General features: G+C 39.9%; 24 protein-coding genes and 1 tRNA gene. 14 read left to right on the top strand and 11 right to left on the bottom strand.

The features are described from left to right. Nucleotides 1–23: 23 nt before the first annotated feature. Entirely contained in the window at nucleotides 24–1,712 is a 1,689-nt protein-coding gene (recJ, locus tag BIZ36_RS04935; RefSeq protein WP_187456756.1) for a single-stranded-DNA-specific exonuclease RecJ, read from the top strand. A 177-nt stretch (nucleotides 1,713–1,889) separates the two neighbouring features. On the opposite strand, the gene BIZ36_RS04940 is transcribed toward recJ, so the two are convergent. Beyond that, nucleotides 1,890–3,443, bottom strand: a complete 1,554-nt coding sequence (locus BIZ36_RS04940) for an HmuY family protein (protein ID WP_187456757.1) — start codon at nucleotides 3,441–3,443, stop codon at nucleotides 1,890–1,892. A gap of 13 nt (nucleotides 3,444–3,456) precedes the next feature. Then, entirely contained in the window at nucleotides 3,457–5,607 is a 2,151-nt protein-coding gene (locus BIZ36_RS04945; protein ID WP_187456758.1) for a TonB-dependent receptor plug domain-containing protein, read from the bottom strand. A gap of 110 nt (nucleotides 5,608–5,717) precedes the next feature. Between BIZ36_RS04945 and BIZ36_RS04950 the strand changes: the two genes are divergently transcribed. From BIZ36_RS04950 to BIZ36_RS04960, 3 genes are all read left to right on the top strand, one after another. After that, nucleotides 5,718–6,641, top strand: a complete 924-nt coding sequence (locus BIZ36_RS04950; RefSeq protein WP_187456759.1) for a DUF6607 family protein — start codon at nucleotides 5,718–5,720, stop codon at nucleotides 6,639–6,641. 34 nt (nucleotides 6,642–6,675) lie between these two features. After that, nucleotides 6,676–7,182, top strand: a complete 507-nt coding sequence (locus BIZ36_RS04955; RefSeq protein ID WP_187456760.1) for an FMN-binding protein — start codon at nucleotides 6,676–6,678, stop codon at nucleotides 7,180–7,182. Between the two features lie 259 nt (nucleotides 7,183–7,441). Next, entirely contained in the window at nucleotides 7,442–8,701 is a 1,260-nt protein-coding gene (locus BIZ36_RS04960) for an MFS transporter (RefSeq protein ID WP_187456761.1), read from the top strand. A gap of 9 nt (nucleotides 8,702–8,710) precedes the next feature. Here BIZ36_RS04960 and BIZ36_RS04965 read toward each other — a convergent pair whose 3' ends face one another. From BIZ36_RS04965 to BIZ36_RS04980, 4 genes are all read right to left on the bottom strand, one after another. Beyond that, nucleotides 8,711–9,034 carry a type II toxin-antitoxin system PemK/MazF family toxin gene (locus BIZ36_RS04965; RefSeq protein ID WP_187456762.1) on the bottom strand — a complete coding sequence of 108 codons (324 nt, stop codon included), beginning with the start codon at nucleotides 9,032–9,034 and terminating at the stop codon, nucleotides 8,711–8,713. Beyond that, entirely contained in the window at nucleotides 9,025–9,270 is a 246-nt protein-coding gene (locus BIZ36_RS04970) for an AbrB/MazE/SpoVT family DNA-binding domain-containing protein (protein ID WP_187456763.1), read from the bottom strand. The genes BIZ36_RS04965 and BIZ36_RS04970 overlap by 10 nt, the downstream gene beginning before the upstream one ends. Before the next feature lie 160 nt (nucleotides 9,271–9,430). Continuing rightward, nucleotides 9,431–10,213 (bottom strand): UDP-2,3-diacylglucosamine diphosphatase, encoded by a 783-nt coding sequence (locus BIZ36_RS04975; RefSeq protein ID WP_187456764.1) that lies wholly within the window; start codon nucleotides 10,211–10,213, stop codon nucleotides 9,431–9,433. A gap of 39 nt (nucleotides 10,214–10,252) precedes the next feature. Then, nucleotides 10,253–10,741, bottom strand: a complete 489-nt coding sequence (locus BIZ36_RS04980; protein WP_286174591.1) for a 6-pyruvoyl trahydropterin synthase family protein — start codon at nucleotides 10,739–10,741, stop codon at nucleotides 10,253–10,255. Nucleotides 10,742–10,793: 52 nt separating this feature from the next. On the opposite strand from BIZ36_RS04980, the gene BIZ36_RS04985 reads away from it, so the two are divergent. Further along, complete coding sequence (locus tag BIZ36_RS04985; RefSeq protein WP_353616816.1) at nucleotides 10,794–11,438, top strand: 2OG-Fe(II) oxygenase; 645 nt, start codon at nucleotides 10,794–10,796, stop codon at nucleotides 11,436–11,438. Between the two features lies 1 nt (nucleotide 11,439). On the opposite strand, the gene BIZ36_RS04990 is transcribed toward BIZ36_RS04985, so the two are convergent. The 4 genes from BIZ36_RS04990 to BIZ36_RS05005 form a co-directional block, all read right to left on the bottom strand. Further along, complete coding sequence (locus BIZ36_RS04990; protein ID WP_187456765.1) at nucleotides 11,440–12,639, bottom strand: CehA/McbA family metallohydrolase domain-containing protein; 1,200 nt, start codon at nucleotides 12,637–12,639, stop codon at nucleotides 11,440–11,442. Nucleotides 12,640–12,990: 351 nt separating this feature from the next. Continuing rightward, complete coding sequence (locus BIZ36_RS04995; RefSeq protein ID WP_187456766.1) at nucleotides 12,991–13,758, bottom strand: enoyl-CoA hydratase/isomerase family protein; 768 nt, start codon at nucleotides 13,756–13,758, stop codon at nucleotides 12,991–12,993. A 31-nt stretch (nucleotides 13,759–13,789) separates the two neighbouring features. Continuing rightward, nucleotides 13,790–15,124, bottom strand: a complete 1,335-nt coding sequence (locus BIZ36_RS05000) for an MATE family efflux transporter (RefSeq protein WP_187456767.1) — start codon at nucleotides 15,122–15,124, stop codon at nucleotides 13,790–13,792. A gap of 9 nt (nucleotides 15,125–15,133) precedes the next feature. Next, nucleotides 15,134–15,634, bottom strand: a complete 501-nt coding sequence (locus tag BIZ36_RS05005; protein WP_187456768.1) for a GNAT family N-acetyltransferase — start codon at nucleotides 15,632–15,634, stop codon at nucleotides 15,134–15,136. A gap of 54 nt (nucleotides 15,635–15,688) precedes the next feature. On the opposite strand from BIZ36_RS05005, the gene BIZ36_RS05010 reads away from it, so the two are divergent. The 9 genes from BIZ36_RS05010 to BIZ36_RS05050 all read left to right on the top strand — a co-directional run bounded on the left by BIZ36_RS05010 (nucleotide 15,689) and on the right by BIZ36_RS05050 (nucleotide 23,952). After that, nucleotides 15,689–16,489, top strand: a complete 801-nt coding sequence (locus BIZ36_RS05010) for a universal stress protein (protein ID WP_187456769.1) — start codon at nucleotides 15,689–15,691, stop codon at nucleotides 16,487–16,489. Between the two features lie 71 nt (nucleotides 16,490–16,560). Further along, nucleotides 16,561–16,637: transfer RNA gene (locus tag BIZ36_RS05015), tRNA-Ala, on the top strand. Between the two features lie 388 nt (nucleotides 16,638–17,025). Then, a complete protein-coding gene (locus tag BIZ36_RS05020; RefSeq protein WP_187456770.1) occupies nucleotides 17,026–17,382 on the top strand; it encodes a fructose 1,6-bisphosphatase in 357 nt (118 codons plus the stop codon). 63 nt (nucleotides 17,383–17,445) lie between these two features. After that, nucleotides 17,446–18,267: a roadblock/LC7 domain-containing protein gene (locus BIZ36_RS05025; protein WP_222937242.1), complete on the top strand. Its 822-nt coding sequence runs from the start codon at nucleotides 17,446–17,448 to the stop codon at nucleotides 18,265–18,267. Next, nucleotides 18,254–18,751, top strand: coding sequence for a Rab family GTPase (locus tag BIZ36_RS05030; protein ID WP_187456771.1), 498 nt, complete (start codon nucleotides 18,254–18,256; stop codon nucleotides 18,749–18,751). The genes BIZ36_RS05025 and BIZ36_RS05030 overlap by 14 nt, the downstream gene beginning before the upstream one ends. Further along, the gene (locus tag BIZ36_RS05035) at nucleotides 18,744–20,252 is read left to right on the top strand and encodes an ATP-binding response regulator (protein WP_187456772.1); all 1,509 of its coding nucleotides are present in this window, start codon (nucleotides 18,744–18,746) and stop codon (nucleotides 20,250–20,252) included. Before BIZ36_RS05030 ends, BIZ36_RS05035 begins: the two co-directional genes overlap by 8 nt. A gap of 581 nt (nucleotides 20,253–20,833) precedes the next feature. Further along, nucleotides 20,834–22,132, top strand: coding sequence for a DUF5690 family protein (locus BIZ36_RS05040; protein ID WP_187456773.1), 1,299 nt, complete (start codon nucleotides 20,834–20,836; stop codon nucleotides 22,130–22,132). Beyond that, nucleotides 22,116–23,279 (top strand): TIGR03364 family FAD-dependent oxidoreductase, encoded by a 1,164-nt coding sequence (locus tag BIZ36_RS05045; protein ID WP_187456774.1) that lies wholly within the window; start codon nucleotides 22,116–22,118, stop codon nucleotides 23,277–23,279. Before BIZ36_RS05040 ends, BIZ36_RS05045 begins: the two co-directional genes overlap by 17 nt. Then, nucleotides 23,272–23,952 (top strand): phosphonatase-like hydrolase, encoded by a 681-nt coding sequence (locus BIZ36_RS05050; protein ID WP_187456775.1) that lies wholly within the window; start codon nucleotides 23,272–23,274, stop codon nucleotides 23,950–23,952. The genes BIZ36_RS05045 and BIZ36_RS05050 overlap by 8 nt, the downstream gene beginning before the upstream one ends. A gap of 65 nt (nucleotides 23,953–24,017) precedes the next feature. On the opposite strand, the gene BIZ36_RS05055 is transcribed toward BIZ36_RS05050, so the two are convergent. Further along, nucleotides 24,018–24,584 (bottom strand): helix-turn-helix domain-containing protein, encoded by a 567-nt coding sequence (locus tag BIZ36_RS05055; RefSeq protein WP_187456776.1) that lies wholly within the window; start codon nucleotides 24,582–24,584, stop codon nucleotides 24,018–24,020. Between the last annotated feature and the right edge of the window lie 86 nt (nucleotides 24,585–24,670).

The following is a 24,670-nucleotide window of genomic DNA, read 5'->3' on the forward strand; positions in this document are numbered from 1 at the left end:
CTTCTTGAACTTTAATTTTTCCCATGCGCTGGACCATAAAACCCAAACCGGAACAACAAAAGATAGACGCCCTTTCCAAGGCCCTTAAGGTAGATGATTTGGTGGCGCATCTTCTGCTGCAGCGTGGGGTGTCCACTTATGAAGAAGCCAAAAAATTCTTTCGCCCCCAACTTTCGGATTTACATGACCCTTTTTTGATGAAAGACATGGATGTGGCCGTTTCCCGAATTGAGAAAGCCATTTCCAACAATGAAAACATCCTTATTTATGGGGATTATGATGTAGATGGAACTACGGCCGTAGCGTTGGTTTCTTCCTATTTACAAACCATTTACCCCAACATTGCTACTTATATACCCGATAGATATACCGAAGGGTATGGAGTGTCCTTTCAGGGAATCGATTTTGCGCACGACAATGGTTTTTCACTCATCATTGCGCTGGATTGTGGAGTAAAGGCGATTGACAAAGTTAAATACGCCCAAGAAAAAAATATCGATTTTATTATCGGAGATCACCACAGGCCTGGAGATCAGCTTCCGGATGCGATAGCGGTACTAGACCCCAAGCGTGATGACTGCAACTACCCGTATGACGAACTGTGCGGTTGTGGCGTAGGGTTTAAACTTGTGCAAGCCTTGGCTTCTCGACAAGGGGAAACCATTGATGACCTCATCCCCTATTTAGACTTGGTGGCCACGGCCATTGGTGCTGATATCGTGCCCATTACCGGAGAAAACAGGGTACTGGCCTACTACGGACTAAAAGTGATTAATTCCAACCCCAGAACAGGATTCAAGGCCATCATCGCACAGGTTAAAAAAACCGAGCTGACCATTACCGATGTAGTTTTTATCATTGCTCCCAGAATCAATGCGGCTGGTAGAATGGAACACGGCCAGCATGCGGTCAACCTATTACGTGAAACCGACGTGGAGCAAGCCACCGCCTTTGCTGCGGAAATAGAACAGTTTAATACCGATCGACGTGGTCTGGACCAAGAAATTACGGAGGAGGCACTTCAGCAAATTCTGGATAATAATGAGGAAGAACGTTTTACTTCCGTCGTTTATAAAGAATCATGGCACAAAGGGGTTATAGGGATAGTAGCCTCGCGATTGACGGAAACCTATTACCGTCCCACCTTGGTCTTTACCAAAAGTGGAAACAAACTAGCCGCTTCGGCACGTTCGGTAAAGGGTTTTGATGTGTACAATGCCTTGCAAGGTTGTTCCGATTGTATTGAACAGTTTGGGGGGCATAAATATGCAGCAGGACTCACTCTATTGGAAGAGCAATTTGACAATTTTAAGGAACAATTTGAAAAAGTGGTTCAAGAAACCATCGATCCACAGCTATTAACTCCAGAAATTTTAGTGGATGCGCCTATAGAACTGGAACAAATCACGCCCAAGTTGATGCGTATTCTCAAACAATTTGCCCCATTTGGCCCCGGAAATATGACCCCTGTCTTTATGGCGGAAAATTTAAGGGATACCGGTTGGGGAAAGGGTGTTGGGGAAAACGAGGCCCATTTAAAAGTAACGGTTACGCAAAATGGAAGCACACCCATTGGGGGTATTGGTTTTAATTTAGGCGACAAAGTGGGTTTGATTGCCAACCAACAACCCTTTAGTGCCACTTTTTCCTTAGATGAAAATGAATGGCAGGGAAATGTTAGTCTTCAACTGAAATTAAGGGATATTAAGTAAGGGGCAATTCTTAAACATTTTCATCAACAATAGATAATTTGAGTTTCTTTATTTCGATATAAGATCGCTTCGCTTAAATGGTGTAGATCAAGGTATAATCCCTAAAATAGAAAATGCCCGAAAACAACGTTACGAGCACCTTCATTATAAAAGTGGTCCTTGTTGGACCTAAGGTCTCTAAAGTTTCTCGTAAACAAACTGCGGATACCCTCTTTCTCCATTAGCGCTCAACACCGCAGTAAATCTCAATTTATATACATTACCACTGGCATCCTTGACAATGTAGTACCTATCATCTTTTACGGAAGGGGTGCCTCCAAACCCGGAAACCCTCCAATCACTACCAATAACGGCCCTATCATCATACACAAAAGCGCTGTCATCGGCATCCTCTAAGGTAAACTCTGCATAACTGGGCACATCATAATCGGTACGTACACCCTCTCCATCAACTTCGTAAGAAAGTACTTGATAAAGACCAACACCACCCAAAGTATTGTGGGTCACATAATCGGAATAGGTGAGTCCTGCACCTGCAAATCCACCAAAGGGACCATAATAGCTATATACTGATGGAAACTGAATATCCCATGCCTCCCTGGCAGGCTCTACATCAACCGTTTCTCCAGATGTCAAACTAAAGGCTGTTTTTAGTTTTGATACATCTTTGGCGATGGTTACTTCCTCAAAGGTAGTAGCATCCAATTCGGCATACTGAACGATATAATTATCTCCGTCCGTCAAGATGCGAACTTTCATAAATCCGCGATGGTCACCTGTAGTAGCAATTGCCCCGGCATCAGGGGTCGTATTGGGAATTTCAGCACCTAAACCTACAATGAACACATTGTTCTCTTCAGCCGTAGTTGAAATTTCGCCAAAGGCGGTACCCTCCAAAGAACCCTCTTTATCATCCGTAAACTTAATTCCCTCTGCTAGATTTCCATATTGTGAATAGCCAACGGGCAAGCCAATCAGAAGCTCTTCTACGTTGGTCACCTCAACTTCTTCTGGCTGAAAAGTTGTTGTGTTTAGGGTATAGAAATTCATGGATTCTTCAAATTCCAGAACTGAACTTACGACATTCAAATCGGTGATCCCTTCCAATTCAGCAGCGGAAACCAATAGGGCAGGGTTCAAAAACACCCTGTTTTCGGTTCCATTATAAAAAGCTATCTCCCAAGAATCACGTCTTGCGGATACTTGTTGTTGTGTGCTCAAATCCAAGAATACCATATTTGGCTGGTTAGGTCCGCCTACCTCTGGTTCTAGGGTACCACTTGACGCAGCTACAGGGGTAAAACTCACCACTGATGCTGCCGGGTTACCAATTACCCAATCCGTACCAATTGCAGCAGAAATGGTAAATGATACCGAGGCCGTGGTACCTTCAAGGGGATCTGTAAGCTTGTTCAAATCAAAGGTAGCACTGGTTTGGCCAACGGAAACAGGAATAGTCAGACTACTGGATGTAGCTCCCGGGGAAGTTGTGAAATCCGTGCCATATTCGGCATTGTTGCCCGTAAAATCTACGGTAATGGTTCCGGCTTCCGTAGCCGCACGGGAAAAGGTAATACTGATGGTCTTACTCGTTTCGCTTTCGGAAAGACCAACGGTTTCACTGCTAAAGGAGGTTGAGAAATCAATTAAATCGCCTCCCCCATCATCATCACTACATGAGGCAAGCACCAAAAAGCAGGTTATAAAGGTTGAATAAAGTAATTTTTTCATAATAGGTGTGTTATCAATTAAAGGTTAATAGGTATGATAGTTTTAGAAAATAAGAGCGCCCGTTGCCAAAAAGCTGGGAATCGGATCCGGTAACCCCATGGGCACCAGTTGAAACATTGGATGCATCTACACTTACAATATCCATTAAATTACGCACGCCAAAAGTGAGATCAAATTGCGGACTAATATCGATATGGGCGGTAGTGTCTAACCAAGTAAAGGCGTCGGTGCGATCCAATTCCATTCCGTTATCATCAGTACTTACAATAGATAAAGCTCTGCCCGTGTACTTTAATTGGGCGGAAAGGGTGGTATTCCATCTGGGTATTTCATAGAAAACATTGGAATTCAGGTTGAGACTCCACACATAATCGGAGTTTTCCCCATTTCCGGAATCGCTTAAAGTAAGTGATTCACCCAAATAGGTCGCCCCCAGTCCTAATTGCAAGCGTTTCACTCTTAAATTGTGATTGAGGGAAAAACCAAGAATTTGTTGTTTGTTTACATTGTTAAAAAGAAATCTGGGTACATCGCCTGAATCATCTCCTACGAGGGCGATCTTATCCTTCAAATTAAAGTAGAAGGACCTGAAGGCACTCGAAAGAAGTGCATTGTCATTACTGTGCATCCATTTTTTATCGGCATTCAGAAAGATGGAAATACCGTCTTCGGGCTGCAAATCGGGGTTGCCCTGAACGTTATGGTTGCTATCAACGAAGTAGTAGAAGAATTCCTCAAAATTGGGTGCTCGAAACGCAGAACCGAAAATAGCCTTGAGCTTCAAGTTGTTCTCTAAGTCATAATTGGAGGAAAAAGACCATATCAACTGATTACCAAACTGTGAATTATTGGTAACCCTCATACCCGGATACACCGAAAGCCGGTCTGAAAGCAACACATCTAAATGGGCAAACAGATCATAATTCTCCAAGGTGTTTGTAGAGGTATTGGTAGAATAATTACCGGAAGCCAGTGCATCAAAACCCCTCTGATAACTAACTTCATAACCGGTCAATAAGTTAAAACGCTTTGATTTTGCCAGTATATTATTGATTGTTCCTTTAGAAAAGTAAACATCGCTCGATTGGTTCAATTGGTCCAACGTATACGCCTCGATACCTTGTTGTAAAATGTTATAGGTGTATTCTTGTACATATCTTTTTTGATTTTGATAGGAGAGGGACAGGTTGTACGTGGTCGGGCCCAAAAAGCTTCCCGCTATATTTAAATTATTCACCCAGCGGTGGGTATTAAAAAGCTGATCATTGGCAGTAGGATTCGGTTCCCCGTTGCTATTTAGCCTTCCGTTGACCAAGTGATTGTAAATAGTAAGCTCTTCATCAAAGTATTGCGACTTCAAATAAAAAGTGTGTTTGCCCACTTTCTGTCTCACATCTACAAAAGTGGTCAGTTGTTCTTTTGGGTTCCATTCCATACCGCGCAAACCATCATTTACTACTGTACCGCCTTGTATATTTACATAATTCTGGCCTTTAAAATCATTGAAAAAACCCGCATAATCATTTCTAGAAATCCCGCCGGATATCTGGGTAGCATCGAACAATTGGTGGCTCAACCTAAAGTTCTGAATGTGTCTGCCTTGGCTGGTCCAAGCATATTCGGAACCCACAGATTCTTCTTGTAAAGAAGTTCTAATGGCCCATTTATTACCTTTTAGGCCGCTTTTAGAAACAATGTTGATGACCCCGGCCACCGCATTATCACCATACAATACGCCCATAGCACCCTCCACAATTTCTATTCGCTCTACTTCCTCAAGGTTTATTTGGGTAATATCTATGTTATTACCCATTCCATTATCGCTGGCAAGTGGAATCCCATCCAATAAGATTTTGACATACTGACCATCGAGCCCGAACATACTGATGGTACTTCTTCCGGTGGAAGGATTAGGGGTTACGGTAATGTTGAGATTTTGGTTCAGCACATCGGCCAAAGTGTTACCCGCCAATTGTTTTATGTCATCGCTATCGATAGTCTCTACGCGAAACAACTTCTTACTCACGGATAAAACCTTGCTTTCTCCTGTTAAAACAACTTCGTCCAGTTCTGTAATTCTAGTAGAATCCGAAAATTGAACTTCCTCTTGACTCCAAAGGATAAAAGGTGAAAGGCAAAGAAAGAGCAGTGGATAAATCCGCATTTATTTAGAATTGTTCTTAATAATTATTTTGGCAAATATATTAGTTATTTTAAATCAATCTAAATAAATTTAATATTTTTGCTTTCAGAATTTGACAAACACAATCGACTATGAAAACTAAGAACCTTCTCTTAACCCTATGCGTGCTCACTTCTGTAGTGATTTTTGCCCAAGACAAAAAACAGCAGGATATTGATGCCATTAAGGCCATGTGTGGTTGCTACGACATCACTTTTAAATACACGGAAACCTTTGCTCCAGAAATTGATTATGAAAAACATCATGACTATACTGCCTACGGAAAGGAACTGGCGCTATTGATTGAAGATGAGCCTAATAAATTATCTATCCAACACATACTTGTAGTCCACGATACCATGGTCATAAAACACTGGAGGCAAGATTGGATCTACGAGAACGAAAAGGTTTTTCATTACGACAAGGACAATAATTGGGTATTTTCTGAACTTCCTGAGGATGAAGTAAAAGGGCAGTGGACCCAAAAAGTATATCAAGTAGATGATAGCCCCAGATACAGCGGTTCTGCAACATGGGTTCATTTTGACGGGAAGCATTACTGGGAAAACGCTAGTGATTCTCCCTTACCAAGACGCGAATACAGCAAACGGGATGACTATAATGTGATGCGCCGTGGAAATCGGCAAGAGATTACCAAAACAGGTTGGATTCACGAGCAAGACAATGACAAGATTATCAGAAAAGACGGCGAGGAAGACGTTTTGCTCGCACAGGAGAAAGGGTACAATATCTATACTAAAGTAGCCGATAAAGACTGCGCCGTTGCTGAAAAATGGTGGGACAATCACGAAAAATTCTGGTCAAAAGCAAGAAGTGCTTGGGATAAAGCATATGACCGCAAGGGCGATTTAACTCTTTTAAAGAAAGTTGATGGTCAGCCCATGTTTATGAAATTCTATGAGTTGGAAGGCAAAGAAGCTAATAAAAAGGAAATTTCAGCCCTCATTGATCAGTTCATTACCCAAAACGAAGAAACCAAAGCAAGTGGTAAATAGGACGGTTCTACTTTATACTATTTATCTTCTGATTTTGGCTAGTAATCTGGCCTTATCTCCGGCTCAAACGGACACCAGATTACAAGAAAAAATACATAATGCCATTAAGGGAACTTTTGGTACGGAAACCTTTGAGACCGTTTTCATTTCCGTGCCAAAGGAACTCAATGCACAAACCAAGGCTGATTTTAGTGGCGAACGTTTTTTTAAGGTTGAAGGAGATTCCGGCTTGCTTGGGTATGCTTACGTAGGAACCGCCCCGAGTATGAAAAAGGAGTTTGAGTATATTTTAATGTTTAATGCTGATTGGAGCATAAAAAAGTCGAAGGTACTAATCTATAGAGAAAACTACGGCCGCCAAATAGGAAGCCAGCGATGGTTGATCAAATTCGTAGGCCTTACGCCTGAAGTCGAAATCACCTATGGTGAAACTATTGACGGCATTGCCGGCGCCACCATATCGGCCAGTAGCCTCACGGATGCTACTAATGATGTATTAAGCTCCTTAAAAGTTCTCTTAAAGCAAGCTTTTATTCACTAGTGAAATCTACAGTTACCAACCGATCGGTCGGATTTAATTTTCCACAAACTTCAACGCTTGGCTTTCGGCCACTTTAAGATTGAAAAACTTCCGTTTATCGATAGCCTCATTAAAACAAGGGAATAAATGCAACTATATTTCCGACTTAACGGTCGGTTTTGAGTTTTTATGTTTAGCAAGCATATTTCTTAGGTTCTTTTGGACAATCCTCGTACAGAGTTGATACCTTTGCCCCTTATTTCATACGCAACTAGCGATTATGGATCCATACGCAGCACTTCGTTACAAAGAATTCAACATTTTTTTATTGGTCCGTTTTGCCATGGTTTTTGCTTGGTCCATGCAATTTATCGTTATCGAGTGGCAGGTGTATTCCATGACCAAGGACCCACTTTCTTTGGGAATCATAGGTCTGATGGAGGTAATTCCCGCAGTTTCCACGGCTCTTTTTGCCGGCCATGTAGTAGACCAAAAAGAAAAGCGGAATTTGTTGGTCAAGTGCATTTTTGGGTTTTCCATTATTAGTTTGGGATTGTTTCTGTTAAGTTGGCCTTCCATTGAGCTTCACCTTTCTCAACAGGTGATTCTTTATAGTATATATGGATTGGTATTTTTAGGCGGAGTAGTTCGCGCTTTTATAGGTCCCACCATCTTCTCTTTAATTGCCTTGATCGTACCCAAAAAGATTTACCCCAATGCAGCCACTTGGAGCAGTACCACTTGGCAATTGGCCGCTGTTCTAGGTCCGGCCTTGGCGGGATTTTCCATCAGTTGGATGGGAGTACATTGGTCCATGTGCCTAATTTTTGGATTTTCGGTACTTGCGCTGATCAGCCTTTCCCAAATCAAAAGAAAACCCATTCTCAATCCTAAAATTGGAGAACCCGTACTCCAAAGTTTAAAGGAAGGTTTGCGGTTTGTTTTTAGCACAAAGGCGATTTTAGGTGCCTTGACTTTGGATATGATTGCCGTACTATTTGGGGGAGCCGTTGCCCTACTACCGGTTTATGCGCAAGACATTTTGCATGTAGGCTCCGAAGGCTTTGGTATTCTTCGTGCCGCACCCGCCGTAGGGGCGGCTATTACTATGCTAGGCTCTACTCGCTTTCCTTTACATAAAAATGCGGGAAAAAAATTGCTTTTGGCCGTCTTCGCATTCGGAATTTGTATGATTGTCTTTGGTCTATCCACCTATTTTTGGCTATCGGTAGCTGCCCTTTTCGTAAGTGGTGCCGTTGACGGGGTTTCGATGATTATTAGACAAACCATTCTTCAGCTAAAAACTCCGGATCATATGCGCGGTAGAGTGGCTTCTGTAAATTCTATGTTTGTGGGGTCCTCCAATGAATTGGGCGCTTTTGAAAGCGGACTTACCGCCAAATTGATGGGCACAGTAACGGCCGTTGTTTTTGGTGGCTGTATGACCCTTTTGACGGTGAGTGCCACGGCATTCATTTCGCCTACTTTTAGAAGACTCGATTTATCAAAAGATATTGAGGAACACGAGAAAGAGAAATAAAATTTACGCCTAATCTACAAAGGTTTCTTTGATAATAGCTTTGCACCGACTTACTTCCGCTTTGGTAAGTTTCCCTAGTATTTTAATCACTCTAGCCTTATCCACCGTTCTAATTTGGTCGACAGCAATCATTCCTTTTTTACCATTATGATTTACCGAGACCCTCGTAGGGTACTTTTTAAGATTGGTGGTCATCGGAGCAAGCACAATGGTTTTCAGGTATTTGTTCATTTCATTGGGAGAAATAATTACGTACGGTCTTGTTTTCTTAATCTCACTACCAATGGTTGGGTCTAGGTTTACCAGAACGATTTCGTATTGGTCTAATTCCATTCCTCTAAGGTTTCATCCTCAAAAACATCGCCCATCAACAAATCATCATCTCCCGCATCGTTCATTTGCTTAAAAGCGGCTTCCCAATTCTTTCGAGGAGTGTCAATGGGTTTTAAAATTATCTGGCCTTTTTCAAGAATTAATTCCACCTTGTCCTTGATATTGTACTTCTCTAAAATCGTTTTACTTAACCGAAGTCCTTTAGAGTTCCCAATTTTGATAATTGATGCTTCCATAACCAAAAAGTTTGTACAAAGTAATTACATTTTAGTGGTATATCAAAATCCGTCCCCATAATGCTCAAACGGAAATATTGTAATAAAGTTTTAATAATGAGATATATAAAATTAAAATACCATCTCTTAAACGGAACAAAAGCATACGATATTGAAGCTTTTATGCTGAAAGACTATCAGCCTCAAACTTTTCTAGGCTTAAGTTCTCTCCGTCAAAAACGGCATAGGTGTAGTAATTTACCCAGTCGCCTAAATTGGTGTATTTTGATTTTTCGTTAAGATCAATTTCCAAAGGCAAGTGCCGGTGACCAAAAATAAAATGATCGTAGTGTTGGGTTTCCAGCTTTCTTTTGGCGTAGAGTACCAACCATTCTTTCTCTTCCCCTAAAAAATTGGCATCGTCATCACCTGAAATCAGTTTATTGCTCACTGATAAATGTTTTGCCAAACGCACGCCAATATCAGGGTGCAACCAACGAAAGAACCACTGGGCGATGGGGTTGGTAAAGACCTTCTTCATACGTTTAAAGCCTTTGTCATCGGGCCCGAGACCGTCACCATGACCAATAAAGAACGTAGTGCCATTGATGTTGAACTGCTGCGGTTTATGAAAAACGGGAATACCCAGCTCTTCCTCAAAATAACCGTTCATCCACAGATCATGATTGCCCACAAAGAAATAAATGGGGATTCCGGCATCGGAGATTTCCGCCAGTTTCCCTAGGGTACGGGTAAAACCTTTGGGCACCACCGTTTTGTATTCCATCCAAAAATCGAACAGGTCGCCTAACAAAAAAATAACCCCGGCATCCTCTTTAATTGCATCCAACCAGGCCACAAACTTCTTTTCTCGAGGCATACTTTGTTCCATAGTGGGTGCCCCCAAATGGTTGTCACTTGAAAAGTATACTTTTTTGCCCCGTGGAAGGTCTAACGTTGTCATACTGGGGCAAATATAAATATTAGTGAGATAAACTTGGTTTTAGGAATTATCACTAGCATACCACTCCGCATAGGAAGTATCCGTTTCCTGAAGCTTTAAGGAGTGTAGTTTAATGTTATCTGGTAACCTGTCTCCTATTTTCTTAGCAAAATCAATGACCATATTCTCACTGGTAGGCTGGTATTCCGCCAAGATAACATTGTGTCCCCTACTGATCAATTCATTGGCCAATTCAACATGAGGGGTATTCTTATTGAAGACCGTAGCATGATCGAACTTGTCTACAATCTCTTCCTTAACAATCTTTTTAAGATCACCAAAGTCAATGACCATACCCCATTTAACGTTTGAAGAATCTGTGATTGGCTGACCTATGACCGTAACTGAGAGCTTATAACTGTGCCCATGTACATTTCTGCACTTTCCATCGTACCCATAGAGCGCATGTCCCGTTTCAAAATTAAATTGTTTGGTAATCCTAATATTGGCCATAAAAACATTTTGTTCGGCAAAGGTAGAGATTTTCAAAAACCAATTGATTTTTAGATTACATTTGCCCGATTTTTTTAAAACTGAACGAGTGAAAGAACCTCTTGGTCAGCCAATTACATTGGCAGACGCCACTTACGAAACCATCATTACAGATGTGCTTGAAAAAGGTTATAGCGTAATGGATAATTTTTTATCGGCATCTACCGTTAAGCTTTTGCGAAACGATTTGCTTTGGCAATATGAGGACGACCAATTTAAAAAAGCAGCCATTGGCAACCGCACCAATGAGGTCATTAAAAGTGGTATTAGGGGAGATTTTATTCTTTGGATGGACGAAACTACAGCCAACGGTCCACAACAGTTATTTTTTAGTAGGATAAACGATATGGTACAGTACCTAAACCGCACCTGCTATTTAGGTATTTTTAGGAAGGAATTTCACTACGCCCTCTATCCAGAAGGTAAGTTTTACAAAAGACATTTAGATGCCTTCCAAAATGATGACCGAAGAAAGCTTTCCATTGTTTGTTACCTGAATGAAAACGACTGGCAAGCGGAACATGGCGGTGAATTGGTTCTTTATCTAAAAGATGGCGCCGGAGCCGAAAAGCCCCTAAGCATCTATCCATTTCCGGGAAGGGCGGTTATTTTCGAAAGCCGCGTACTGGAACACGAAGTAAAACCTGCCAACCGCGAGCGTTTGAGCATTACTGGCTGGTTAAAGACGCAGTAAATTATTCCCTAAACTGTACGGGCTGCGTCCATGCCATTTCAAAAAACAGTTCCTCAATGGGGTTTTCTTGTTTTTTGGTAGATACAATCTTTGAACGAACAAATAATAAATCTTCATCCAACTCAAAGGAAGCGGTGGTTCCCTTTACCGTTTGCAGAACTTTGGTTTCAGAGTTGCCTTTATCACACCCAACAAATGTGATTTCATAATCTACATTGGGTTCCGCGTCAACTTCTACGGTAAGGACATTAGCATCCATGGCGGCCGTCTTTAGCGTTACGCCCGTACTGGCATAAAAATGACCCGCCTCCATGGCCTCAATTAAGCTAGTAGCGGAAAGCGTATCTGATTGCACCATGATCCAGCCTCTTCCGGCATTGCTCCACTTGTTCCCGATGTGGTGATAGCTATGCGAATCGTCCGTTGCCAAGCCATACATCAACGGTTTATTATTCTCGAGATAATCGATATTTATCAAATCCCACATTTCTTCGGTAGAGATATGAACGGAATCGCCCATATTATGCACCACAGGATGACCATTGTATACCTCAAAGAACCGTTCTCCATTTAGGGCCTTCATATCGTCCAAATCAATACTGTAGTAAAAGTTGGGGTGATTGATATGCGGAATCATAGGCACACCTGTACGTTGGCGTTGCTCCAGCACTTGGTCCAAGTTATTTTGCATGGTTTCCAAAACACTATTTCCACCTTTTGGACTGATCATTTCCTGAATGTTCGTAACATTCATGTGAATATGCTTGTCCTCAAACCTATCGGTAATTTCCTCAGAGGGGATTACCAAAAATTCACCGGCCAATTGGGCATACTCACTGTATTCTTTAAAGGTTTTTAGCTTTACCCTGGTAGTTCCCGAATCAATTTTATAGTCGACCCAATCTTCTCCATAATTTTTTAAATATGATTGAAATGCCTCTTGATAGACGGAATCTTCCCGAATGTCAATCCATTTTTCTTCCCTAGCCATGGTATTATGGTCTGACAGGGCCAAAAATTGATAATCGTGATTCTTATACCAGTCTAAAATTACCTCGGGGAATTCATCTCCATCACTCCAATAGGAATGGGTATGCAAATTGCCCTTGAACCATTTTTGAGGTTTGGCTTTGGGCGTCTCTTTTTCGGTACAACTGATGATTAAAAAGAAGGAAAACAGGAATAATGGTAAGACTCTCATGTTATTGCGGTTTGGTGGTTACCAAATATAGCAATATAAGGGAGTTACAATTTTAAATTAGCATTAAATACACAGAGACCAAAACTTAACGCTTGTACTTACGCCGTGCGCGAACTCTGTTAAAAAAATAAATTACCACTACAAAGAGGGCGAGTAGGGGAAAAATAAGGTCTCCGTTCAGGAAGGTAAGAATGTCCATTAGGTATGTTTTTATGGAAGAACGATGGTAACCCTAACTTATTACCTTTTGAACTTTTTATTTCCTCGGATTCTGTTGATAACATAAACGACCACGACTACCACGGCCAAAATTAAAAATATTAGGTTTCCACTTAAATACTCTGCCATTGTCTATTTTTTAAATTTGTTTAATGCCTCTTTTGTAAAATCGGAAAGTACCAATTTTCCGGTAATGGCCGCTCTATCCACCAACAGATTGTCCCAATGGTCGGTATGGTTCCACAACATTTTCTTCCACTCGTAAAGGGCTTCCGGGTTGTACCCCGCTAATTTGTTTGTAAAGAAATCCAGCTCCTTGTCCAATTCCTTTAAACTATCGAACACCTTTGAAAATAGCCCCTTTTCCTGGGCCCAATAGGCACTTTTCCATTCGGTTGGGGCCAATGAAAGTTCTGATAGGGCGGCGGTTCCAATTTTACGTTCTACCGCCGGGGCAATCACCAAAGGGGCAATCCCTATGGAAAGTTCTGATAACCTTATGGCCGCTGCCTCATTGGCGTACACGTAATCACAAGCAGCCGCCAGGCCCAAACCACCACCAACTGTCTTGCCCTGCACTCTACCGATAATTACCTTCTTACAGGTTCGCATGGCATTGATTACATGGGCAAAACCGCTAAAAAAAACTTTACCCTCTTCCAAATTGGAAACCGCCAGCAGTTCATCAAAAGAAGCCCCGCCACAAAAGGCGCGTTCTCCCTCTGATTTTAATACAATTACTGTAATAGCATCATTATTTGAAAGCTGATCGAGTTCTTTGACCAATCTATTCAGGAGTTCTGCCGTAAACGAATTACCGGCCGGGTGACCAAATTCAACCGTTGCTACCTTTCCGTCTATTTTGGTGTAGAGACTTCCGTTTTCCCTATCGGTTCCCATAAAAATTGAAGTTTAAAAAAGTGGATTAAAATTAACCATTTTGTAAGAGGGGAAGAAACTTTCTTCTAAACTCCCAAACCAAAGCACCCCCGCGAATAACCATCCAAAGGGTGAAAGCGGCCCAAATTCCGTAGAGCCCCCAATCCAAATACTTTCCGACAAATAAAATAGGTACAAAACCAAGAAAAGTAGCGGCGAGCAGGGTGTTTCTCAAATACTTCATTTCTCCCAAACCTTTGAACAAGCCATCAAAAACAAAGGCCACCGTATTCATGGGCAAACTAAGGATTACGATGAAAAATACGGTATAAAAAGTTTCCAACACCAAAGTTTCCTTGGAGAATAGGAGTCCGATCGGCTTGTAAAAAACAAATCCAAAAAGCATTAAAACCAAGCTTATTAACAATCCGTATTTGATGATTCTTTTTGCCAAAGTAAACAAACCCGCATAATCCCGTGCACCCAATAGCCTGCCTCCCATGATATTACCTGCAGCAGCGTATCCATCTATAAAAAAGGCCGAAAACAACCATATATTAATGGCGATGGTATGCGCACCAATGTACTGCGGGCCTAAATCTGTAGCTTCCCTTACGGCCAAAATCAATGCGGTATTCAAGGCCAAAGCCCTAACGAACAGATTCAGGCTCATGACTACCAATCTGCCCAATTCTTTATTTAACGGCAACTGAAGTTTTAAGCTAATATCCGTTTTTACCCAAAGCAGCACAAAAGCCATAATGGCCATTACGCCTTGGGCAATCAAACTTGCCCAAGCAGCCCCCTTCAGATACATAGGTTCTAAATACCCCTCAACTCCGTAGACCAACAAAAAATCGAGGCCAATATTTAAAACAGCACCTGTTATGGCAATGAGCATGGGATAGTAGGTGTTCTGAAGCCCCCTAAAAATGCCCATAACAGCAAAAACAAAGAGCGTTAACGGAAAGCCCCAAACCCTTATGGAATAATAGCTAATACAATATTCCAATATCTTACCCGAAGCATTAAGAAGCTCAAATATTTCACGCACAACAAAGATGGTAGAAAGTAAAATGAGAATGCTAAGGGCGATATTTAAATAGATGGCCTGGGCGGGCAAGGATTTTACTTCTTCCAACCTACCGGCTCCCAAGTATTGCGAAATAATGGCCGAAATGGCACTACGGGTCTGACCTAAAATCCAAATCAACATCGAAAGAAAAGAACCGACGATTCCAGCCGCTGCCAAAGACTCCAACCCATCCACAGGAATGTTGCCCACAATAGCGGTATCGGTAATGGACAAAAGGGGTTCCGCAATCCCTGCCACCGTAGCGGGAATTGCCAATTTATTGATGGTTCTAAAGTTGATTTTCGCTTTCAAGCGCGCAATTTACAGCACTAATTCATAACAATGAAAAGGATGCTCGCTCTGTTTTGGAAAAAAAATGTCTCCCAAACGTTGAAATCCGCGCTTTTCATAAAATCGTTGGTTACGCTTGTTCTGGCTGAAGGTATCAAGTCTTACTGAGACAAAATTTTGGTTACGGGCATATTCTTCCGCAAACTGCATCATTTGCTGGGCGTATCCTTTTCCCTGAACTTCAGGATGCACACCCAATCTATGGATGTAAACGTTATTTTCATTGGGTGTGAGCCATTCTACGGGTACATATTCCTCATCCATTAATGTGGAAATAACAATAGAACCGATGATTTTTTCATCCATTTCCAAGACATATAATTCGCCCCTATCCAAATCTATTTCAAAGGCCTTTTTAGAAGGATAGTGCTCGTTCCATTGGTAGATTCCATTGGAAATCATGTGTTGGGCACAGGCACCGGTCATTTCAAGGATTTCAGGAATATCAGATTTGTTTGCTAGTCGGATCATTTCATTAGGTAGGTTGCAATTAAATTGTAAATTTAAGGTTAAAACAGATAAACCATGAAACACATTCTTGTGCCTATCGGCACTTCACCCGATGCCCACCAAACCCTGCAATACGCTATTGATTTTGCGACTGAATTTTCTTCAAAAATATTTCTGATGGAAGTTTTTAGTGTTTCGGTCGGTGCAGGAAAAGGGTTATCCAACGTAACTGAAAAGGTGGCAGAAAGCGGAATTGAGCGTCTGAAGGAAATCATCGAAAAGGTAGATGCCAAGAATGTAGATATTCAAATTGCCTCATACAATGGCGACATTGTTGACGGACTCAACGACATCAATAAAGAACTGGGTATCGATTTGATTATCATGGCCCCACGAAGCAATGAAATTAACGAAGAACTTTTCTTAGGGAATACTTCTGGCCGCATCATCAAAAGAACCAACATACCTACCTTAATTGTACCCCGAGGGATGGATTACCAACCTTTCGAAAACATCCTAACCGCATTTAAATCCGGTATATTAAAAAGGAAGCGCATTTTAAATCCGCTGATTGAAATTAAAAACAAATTTGGTGCAAAAGTGAACTTGTTATTGGTAAAAACACCTGGCTATACGGATGATGACTTGCAAATAAATACCGCTTTAATGGATATTAGTTCACAGTTGACCTTGACCGAGGCACCTACCACATACCTAGGTGTATTGGAGCATATGCAGGCACAGCACCCGGATGTTTTATGTGTTTTTAGGCGCAAACGCGGATTTTTCAAGAAATTATGGGAAAAGAATACAATCCGAAAATCAGAATTCTCAGCACGTATTCCAGTACTGGTTCTAAGTGTTAAAAAGGATTAAGCGCCAAAAAATAACCTCATAAAGTATTTTGATACTTTGTGAAAATGTATTTCCTTTGCACATCCAAAAACGGGGGATTAGCTCAGCTGGCTAGAGCGCTTGCCTGGCAGGCAAGAGGTCACCGGTTCGACTCCGGTATTCTCCACCAAGCATCGTGTAAGCGATGCTTTTTTTATTTCGGAATTATCCAACCTACATTTTGCTTGAAAATTGCATGCACCTAAACTAAATCTATGGGAACGGTGCGTCCCGAAGGCATTCGGGAAGGTCAGCGGCGCCACTCCATTTTTTTCCACCAAGCATCGTGTAAGCGATCTTTTTTTACGTTTTGACCTTTTCAATATCCTCTAATTCAATCCCCTATGAAAGGTAGGGTTTCTGTATTTTCACAGATAAAAATTACATGGAATATTTTGCTATATTAGTAGTTTAAAACAAAGGGAGTCACGCTTATAGAGGTCATTCCTTTGAACAGCTCTCCCCCGTTTTAGCATTGATTTTTCAAAGAAATCCCTATACCCTAAAGACACATAAACATGAGTAAGAACGAAAAGGTGGTACAGCTTAACGGCACTGAAGAGGAGGCATCATCCAAGATTGAAATCATCAAAAACCTCATTTTTGGTGAAAATATAAAGACCTACGATTCTGAGTTCGAAACCCTTAAGAAAGACATTCTTGACAAAAAAAGAATTTTAGAAGAACTTATTGAGGAGGTAAGGCAAGACCTAAAAACAGCCATAGACAATGTAGCAACCGATGTAAATATTAGAATTACAGAGCTAGAGGATAAAATGGAGGATAAAATTGAATCTCTAGATACCGAAAAAGTTGACAAAAAGCTACTAGGTAAATTATTGATTGATTTAGGAGAAAAAGTAAGCGAAAAATAATTGGCTTTTTACCTAAACACCTACCCAAACTAAGATTCCCCTTAAGCATAAAACCAGTTGATTTTGGGCAATAAAGCACTGATGAACGAAAACGAAAAAATTCAGATTTTAAAGGATATTCTTTTCGCAGAGGACAGTGTGTATATTGAAAAGATTGCCCACAGATTGGAAAACCTAGAGAGTACACTCAACGATAGACAAAAATTTTCACACAAGGTTGACCCTATCATTTTAGAACAATTGGAGGAATTCAAAACCAGCATCCCCACTACTCTGGGACCAACCATTACGGCCGCCCTTAAAACCGAAATCAAAAAAAATAAAGATGAGGTGGTAGAGGCACTATTTCCAATTTTGGGCAAAATGATCAAAAAATATATAGCCCATGAAATCAAATTACTTTCTGAGAAAATCAATAAGCAACTCAGTTTTAAAAACCGAATAAAATCATGGTTCAACAGTTCCTCTACAAAAAAGGAAATTATTGATGAACTCGCTGCTTCAAACATTGAACAAGTGTTGTTGATCGAAAAGGATTCCGGAATTTTAAAAGCCAGTTATTCCGTTACCGAAACCATAGATGAGGACATGATTTCTGGTATGTTAACCGCCATTAAAAGTTTTGTTGAGGATGCATTTGGAAGAAAAGACCAAAATCTGGAACTTATAGATTATGAACTATACCACATTCATCTTCAGAGCTTTAATCGATTTTATATAGCCGTTGTGCTTTCCGGAAATTACACTACACAAGCAAAGGATAAGGTTCAGGACCTCATATTCGATTTCTTTGAAAACCTAACTAAAAAAGAAGATTATCACACTTTGAATACAGAAAGAATCAACCAACAATTAGCTCAAAATTTTGGTCATGCAGATCTCTAAGAAAGTAGTTGTTCTAGGCCATTTTGGAGTAGGCAAGACTTCTTTAATCCGTCGTTTTGTTGAGGATAGCTTTTCTGATAACTATAAGGTTTCCATTGGCGTACACATCACTAAAAAAACCATTGAGTTCTCTATAGATGAGAGTGTAACCCTTATTCTATGGGATTTAGAAGGAACTGATGATATTTCACAAATTAGGGAATCCTATCTCTTGGGTTCCCATGGAATTATCTTCGTTTTTGATGTATCCAGACCAACCACGTTTCAAAATTTGGGGAAAGACTTAATTTCCTTAAAAGAAAAAACCAATGAAGTACCGGTGAAAATTGTAGGAAATAAATCTGATTTGGTAGACGCAAAAGAGCTAGATCAAGTCTTATCGGAAAAAAATATATCATACGATTATATAACGAGTGCCAAAACGGGACATAAAGTAAATCACCTATTTGAAGAATTGGCAAAAATGCTAGCTATCAATGCTTAAGGAATTTAGGGAGTACTATAAAAACAACAAATTTCAATTTATCCTCACGGATTTAGAGGGCTCGGTAATTGATAGTGACCAAAACTTGTTTAGAACTGAGAAAGGGACAGCTCTTGGAGAAATTCACCCGTTCTTTTTCAGCATTTCCGATATTATGGGCCCTAATCGGGAAAAGACTGTGTTTCACTGTGTTCAGTTAGGTAATTCTACAGAAGAATTGACCGTCGATATTGAAATTATAAAACAAAACGGACAATTTCTCATTGCCATAGAAAACCTTACAGAACATTACATATCCTATCAATCCATTGCACAAGCAAGAAACGAATCCATAATTGATTCTGAACTTATTCTCTTAAAAAATCATGATTTAGAAGAAAGGGAGCGCTTTAAAAATGAATTTATACAGAACTTTAGCCATGAATTAAGAAACCCTCTTACCAATATCATAGCTCTCACCAACATACTCCAGAGAAGTCAACTTGATGAGGAACAGAGCAATATCCTAACCGTATTAAAAGACTCTACTTCCAACCTTAAACTTATGTTGGAGGATATTTTGAGTCTTGCCATGATTTCCAAAGGGAAACTTGCCCTAAATCCTACCGTTTTCAATTTTAAACAATTAATCGAATTCCTAAAGCTCACGTATAACACAAGGGCAAAGGAAAGAGGATTGATTTTTACCATTACGGCAGATGAAAGCATTCCTGAATATATTGAAGGTGATCGCCTAAGGCTATTGCAAATACTTACCAACCTATGTGATAATGCCATAAAATATACCCCTAACGGTAAAATAATTTTATATGCGATTCAAAATCAAAGAAGGGCCAACAAGGTTAATTTACGTTTTGGAGTAAAGGATACCGGAATTGGCATTCCGGAGGAAAAATTGGAAACAGTTCTAGAAAGCTTCGAACAGCTTGGAAATACGGAAGGTGTTGGTTTAGGTCTTTCAATTGTAAAAGGACTACTCAGTCTCATGGACTCTAGAATTCAAATTGAATCAACCTCAGGAAAAGGTTCACATTTCTTCTTTGACGTTAATCTGCAGTTTCCACTTCACGACCCCAATAATGAAACTCCCGATAAAAAGTCGAAGAACGAAGTAGTCCAAAAACAGAAAAAGTATAGGGTATTGTTAGTGGAAGATAATGAAGGAGTTCAGACCAGTCTATTAAAGACTCTAATAGACGCAGGAGATTTTTTTATAGACCTTGTTAGCGATGGTGCCTTGGTAATGCAAGAAATTGTAAACAAAAGTTACGATATTATATTAATGGATGTAAACCTTCCAAACATTACAGGTGATCAATTAGCCAAAGTTATACGAGGCTTTCCATTTAAGAATATTAAATCCATTCCCATTATAGGTATTACGGCCAATTCCTATAAAGCTCAAATTAAAGCTTACAAAAAAGCTGGAATGAACGTTGTACTTTCCAAACCTTTTGACGATAAGGAATTGCTTTCAAATATCTACAAGCTTCTAAAATAGAAAGCAATATTAATAAATGTAGGAATTTTCTTTATAATTATGTTTTTTGTCGATTTTATGCTACCTTTCATCGACATTTTGAAACTTGTGCTTTCAGATTCTTTGTTTTGTACTCCTCCCCCTACTTTTACAAAGCTTTAGAAAATATAGTATTAAGCTATACTGACACTAACCATGTTTTAAAGCTAAATAATAAGCGAATCTGTACATCCCGGGAAAAACAGCGCTAAAAAAGAATAAAGTAAAGTTCCCCCTTTACTTAGACAGTTTGGATTTTTAGTAGTGATTGGTTGACTTTTTTTGGATTGAAGGAGACCCGAACAATTATAGGCTATGGTATAGGGTTAGGAAAGTAGTCTATAATAATGTTCCCCCAGGGACATTCAAGTTTACTTGAAATGTCCCTTTGTTTTTTTTATAGCTTATCTCTTTCCCTATTTCTATTTTCTTTCAGGTATATATTCCTAAATTCACTTTAACTTAAATAGCGCATAAGTATTTCTTAACGTTATAATATTTACTATTTGTAAATTTATTTCGAATATTGCATTTTAATATTTACTATTTGTAAATAATAGAAGTTGAAAATCAACCAAAAAAATATCAATTTCATCCTATATGGATCATTAGCCTCTTTTGGCACCTACTTTTGTATGTATGCCTTTAGAAAACCCTTTACGGTGGCCACCTTTGAGAATCTTTCCTTCTTGGGAGTGGATTATAAAATTGTATTGATCATCTCCCAAGTTCTGGGGTATATGCTTTCTAAGTTCATAGGAATAAAAATGATATCGGAGCTTCAACCCAAAAGTAGACTTCCCTACTTACTTATCATGATTATTTTGGCCGAGCTTAGCCTGGTTGGTTTTGGTCTATTGCCCAATCCATATAATATCTTGTTCATGTTTTTGAACGGATTATCATTGGGTATGATTTGGGGAGTTGTGTTTTCGTATTTGGAAGGAAGAAAGTTTACCGAAATACTTGGAGTTATTCTTTGTTCAAGTTTTATAGTTTCCAGTGGGGTTGTTAAATCGGTTGGCTTATTGGTTATGGAAAATTTTAACATATCCCAATTTGCCATGCCTGCGGTAACCGGTGCCATTTTTTTACTGCCGTTTGCGGGCTTTTCATATATGTTGGACAGGATTCCTCAACCAACGACTGAGGATAAGAAATTACGGGAAGAACGGGTTCCCATGACCAAAAAAGACAGAAGAAATGTTGTCTCCAAGTTTCTTTTTCCTATTCTTATTCTTGTCTTTTTCTATGTCTGTCTAACGGCTATGCGTGATTTTAGAGATAATTTTTCACGTGAAATTTGGGATGCAGTGGGTTTTGAAGGAAATATATCTGTGTATACCCTTGCCGAAATACCCATTGCAATACTAGTGCTGGTTTCCATAGGTCTCTTTGCCTTCATCAAGAACAATTTTAAGGCGTTTGTGTCTTACCATTACCTTTTATTAATGGGTTCCTTAAGTATCGGAATAAGCACTTTATTATTTCAATTTGGGATTTCAGGCCCTGTACTTTGGATGATTTTGGTGGGCCTAGGTCTTTATATCTGCTATGTACCTTTTAATTGCCTGTTTTTTGATCGTATGATTGCCACCTTTCAAATCAAAGGCAATGCAGGTTTCCTCATCTATATAGCGGATGCCTTTGGATATTTAGGAAGCATGGCGGTATTGTTATATAAAAACTTTGGACAAGGAGCCCTTTCATCCCTTCAATTCTTTGTGCAAGGAAGTTATATCATTTCCATTATAGGATTGGTAGCCACCCTATTCTCCCTGTACTACTTTAAGAACAAAAGAAAGGAAGACCAACCACAAACTGACAATAAAAATTTATCTGCATATGAACCACTCGTATGATCTCATAGTCATTGGAGGCGGTGTTTTGGGTACATTTCACGCCTATCATGCCGTAAATAAGGGCTTAAAAGTAGCTCTTATAGAAAAGGACATACAACCTCAAGGTGCCACGGTACGTAACTTCGGGCAGGTTGTTCCATCCGGTATGAATACAAAATGGCAAAATTTTGGCCGTGAGAGCCTAGCCATTTACAAAGACATTCAAAAGAAATTTGATATTACCGTAAGAGAGGAAGGCAGTATTTATATCGCTTCCAATGCGGAGGAAGTTCAATTATTGGAAGAACTAAACTCCATTAACAAATCCAATTCCTATACATCAGAATTACTTACCGCCAAGCAGTGTTTGGATAACTATCCGGGTCTTAAAAAGGATTATGTGAAAGCTGGGCTCTTTTTCCCGAAAGAAGTGAAGGTAGAGCCTAGAACAATGATTCTAAAATTGCACGAATACCTTAGAAACAAGGGGCTAGATATTTATATGGGTGAAACCGTAATGGACTGTGATGCCTTGCGTAGCGGGGTGCAGCTTACCACTTCTAAAAACAAACAGTTTTCCTCCAAAAAAGTGATTATCTGTAACGGAAGTGATTTTAAAATACTATACCCCTCTTATTTTGAAGAAAGTGATTTAATCGTCTCCAAATTACAAATGATGCAGACCAAATCACAAACAAACTATACCCTGCCTAGTTCCGTTTTAACAGGCCTTTCCATTAGACGGTATGAATCCTTTACGGAATGTCCTTCATTTAGCTCAATCAAAGCAAAGGAAAACCCTAATTCACTGGAGAAACAATGGGGAGTACATATTCTTTTTAAACAAGCGGATGACGGTTCCGTAATCATAGGCGACTCCCATGAATATGCAAGTGCTGCACAGATGGAACATCTAGGTTTTGACCTAAACATGGATATTGACCATTTTATTCTTAACGAAGCTAAAAAGATTTTTGACTTACCTACCTATGAAATTCAAAACCGCTGGTTTGGGATGTATTCCCAATGTAAAAGCACTGATATTTTTCAAAAAACCATTGACGAAGATATCCACATTGTAACAGGCATAGGCGGAAAGGGTATGACCGGGAGCGCAGGTTTTGCCAAAAACAATATAAATTCAATATTTAATCTAGAACATGCATAATATAGATTTGGCCGTATTTGATATGGCGGGCACCGTAGTTAACGAAGACAACGTAGTTTATAAAACATTGCAAAAAGCAATCAACAAAAAGGGGTATGACCTTAGCCTAGATTTCGTATTGGAACACGGAGCCGGCAAGGAGAAACACCAAGCTATAAAGGACACCCTTAAAGCTATTGATAAGTTTGAAGAAGAACCTAGCAAACCCATATTTGAGGATTTCAAGGTGATGTTGGACCAGGCATACGAGAATCTACAGGTAGGCACTTTTGAAGGCGTTGAAGAAACTCTACTATTCTTAAAGAAAAATGGAATTCAAGTAGCATTTAACACGGGCTACAACAGAAAAATAGCTAGCTTGTTATTGGAGAAAATGAACTGGAAACAAGGTGAACAATATGATGTATTGGTCACCGCAGACGATGCCAAAAACGGAAGACCTGCACCGGATATGATTTTGGAAGCCATGAAGCAACTAGATGTTATAGAAGCTTCCAAGGTTTTAAAAGCTGGTGATTCCATTATAGATATTGAAGAAGGTAAAAATGCGAAATGTGGCGTAACAGTTGGAGTCACCACAGGCGCCCACACCAAGGCTCAGTTAGACTCCGCAAATCCAACCTATGTTTTAGAATCATTGACGCACCTTAAGGAATTGGTCAAGAAAAGTTAAAAATTGTCGGTTTATTTTTAAAAATGGCGGATGTTCTTTTGTAAATATCCGCCATTTTTCATGGGTTAAATAAAGAAGTACATCACTAACATTTTGGAAGGAACATTTCCCCGATTAATGGGAACATGCGGAATACGTCCATCAAAGAAAATAGCATCTCCTTCTTTCAGCAATACTTCTTCTTCTCCAATTTCATAGTAGCATTCGCCACTTAATATATATTTAAACTCGTAGGCATCCGTAGTTACTTTATCCCTTTTTGATCCCGGGGCAACCTCGAGTAACACACTTTCAAATCCTAAAGAAGAAATTTGTTTTCCAAAAACATAGGAGTATGTAAAGCCAACCGCCTCATCTTCTTTTTCAATAATCGTGTAATCCTCTTTTCTAGATACCATAAAATTAGCTCCGTTCACTTGGGGCATCCCGTTGAAAAAGTCCGTTACCTCAATTTCTAAAGAGGATATTATCTTAAGCAGAACGGGTAACGAAGGTATGGTTCGACCATTCTCAATTCTGGAAATAAGCCCCCCGGTCACTCCGGCCCGGCCGGCAATGTCGTTAATGGTCTTGCCTCCTCCTTTTCTTATTTCCTTGATTCTCTTTCCTATTCCAATAAGGTAATCTTCCATTTCTAAACTTAAAATGCAAACATACTACTAATTCAATCTTAGTGTAATCAAACATAAAAAAATAAAAGAACTAGAAACAATAGTAT

The sequence above is a fragment of the Cytophaga sp. FL35 genome, assembly GCF_014349235.1.
GTDB lineage: Bacteria > Bacteroidota > Bacteroidia > Flavobacteriales > Flavobacteriaceae > Euzebyella.

Excerpts from the sequence above, each read along its gene's own strand:
- BIZ36_RS04950 (WP_187456759.1), top strand. The coding sequence starts at position 5,718 with ATGAAAACTAAGAACCTTCTCTTAACCCTATGCGTGCTCACTTCTGTA.
- BIZ36_RS04945 (WP_187456758.1), bottom strand. The coding sequence starts at position 5,607 with ATGCGGATTTATCCACTGCTCTTTCTTTGCCTTTCACCTTTTATCCTT.
- BIZ36_RS05030 (WP_187456771.1), top strand. The coding sequence starts at position 18,254 with ATGCAGATCTCTAAGAAAGTAGTTGTTCTAGGCCATTTTGGAGTAGGC.
- BIZ36_RS05020 (WP_187456770.1), top strand. The coding sequence starts at position 17,026 with ATGAGTAAGAACGAAAAGGTGGTACAGCTTAACGGCACTGAAGAGGAG.
- BIZ36_RS05055 (WP_187456776.1), bottom strand. The coding sequence starts at position 24,584 with ATGGAAGATTACCTTATTGGAATAGGAAAGAGAATCAAGGAAATAAGA.
- BIZ36_RS05035 (WP_187456772.1), top strand. The coding sequence starts at position 18,744 with ATGCTTAAGGAATTTAGGGAGTACTATAAAAACAACAAATTTCAATTT.
- BIZ36_RS04965 (WP_187456762.1), bottom strand. The coding sequence starts at position 9,034 with ATGGAATTAGACCAATACGAAATCGTTCTGGTAAACCTAGACCCAACC.
- BIZ36_RS05005 (WP_187456768.1), bottom strand. The coding sequence starts at position 15,634 with ATGATCCGACTAGCAAACAAATCTGATATTCCTGAAATCCTTGAAATG.
- recJ (WP_187456756.1), top strand. The coding sequence starts at position 24 with ATGCGCTGGACCATAAAACCCAAACCGGAACAACAAAAGATAGACGCC.
- BIZ36_RS05045 (WP_187456774.1), top strand. The coding sequence starts at position 22,116 with ATGAACCACTCGTATGATCTCATAGTCATTGGAGGCGGTGTTTTGGGT.
- BIZ36_RS04970 (WP_187456763.1), bottom strand. The coding sequence starts at position 9,270 with ATGGAAGCATCAATTATCAAAATTGGGAACTCTAAAGGACTTCGGTTA.
- BIZ36_RS04975 (WP_187456764.1), bottom strand. The coding sequence starts at position 10,213 with ATGACAACGTTAGACCTTCCACGGGGCAAAAAAGTATACTTTTCAAGT.
- BIZ36_RS05010 (WP_187456769.1), top strand. The coding sequence starts at position 15,689 with ATGAAACACATTCTTGTGCCTATCGGCACTTCACCCGATGCCCACCAA.
- BIZ36_RS04990 (WP_187456765.1), bottom strand. The coding sequence starts at position 12,639 with ATGAGAGTCTTACCATTATTCCTGTTTTCCTTCTTTTTAATCATCAGT.
- BIZ36_RS04995 (WP_187456766.1), bottom strand. The coding sequence starts at position 13,758 with ATGGGAACCGATAGGGAAAACGGAAGTCTCTACACCAAAATAGACGGA.
- BIZ36_RS04940 (WP_187456757.1), bottom strand. The coding sequence starts at position 3,443 with ATGAAAAAATTACTTTATTCAACCTTTATAACCTGCTTTTTGGTGCTT.
- BIZ36_RS05050 (WP_187456775.1), top strand. The coding sequence starts at position 23,272 with ATGCATAATATAGATTTGGCCGTATTTGATATGGCGGGCACCGTAGTT.
- BIZ36_RS04960 (WP_187456761.1), top strand. The coding sequence starts at position 7,442 with ATGGATCCATACGCAGCACTTCGTTACAAAGAATTCAACATTTTTTTA.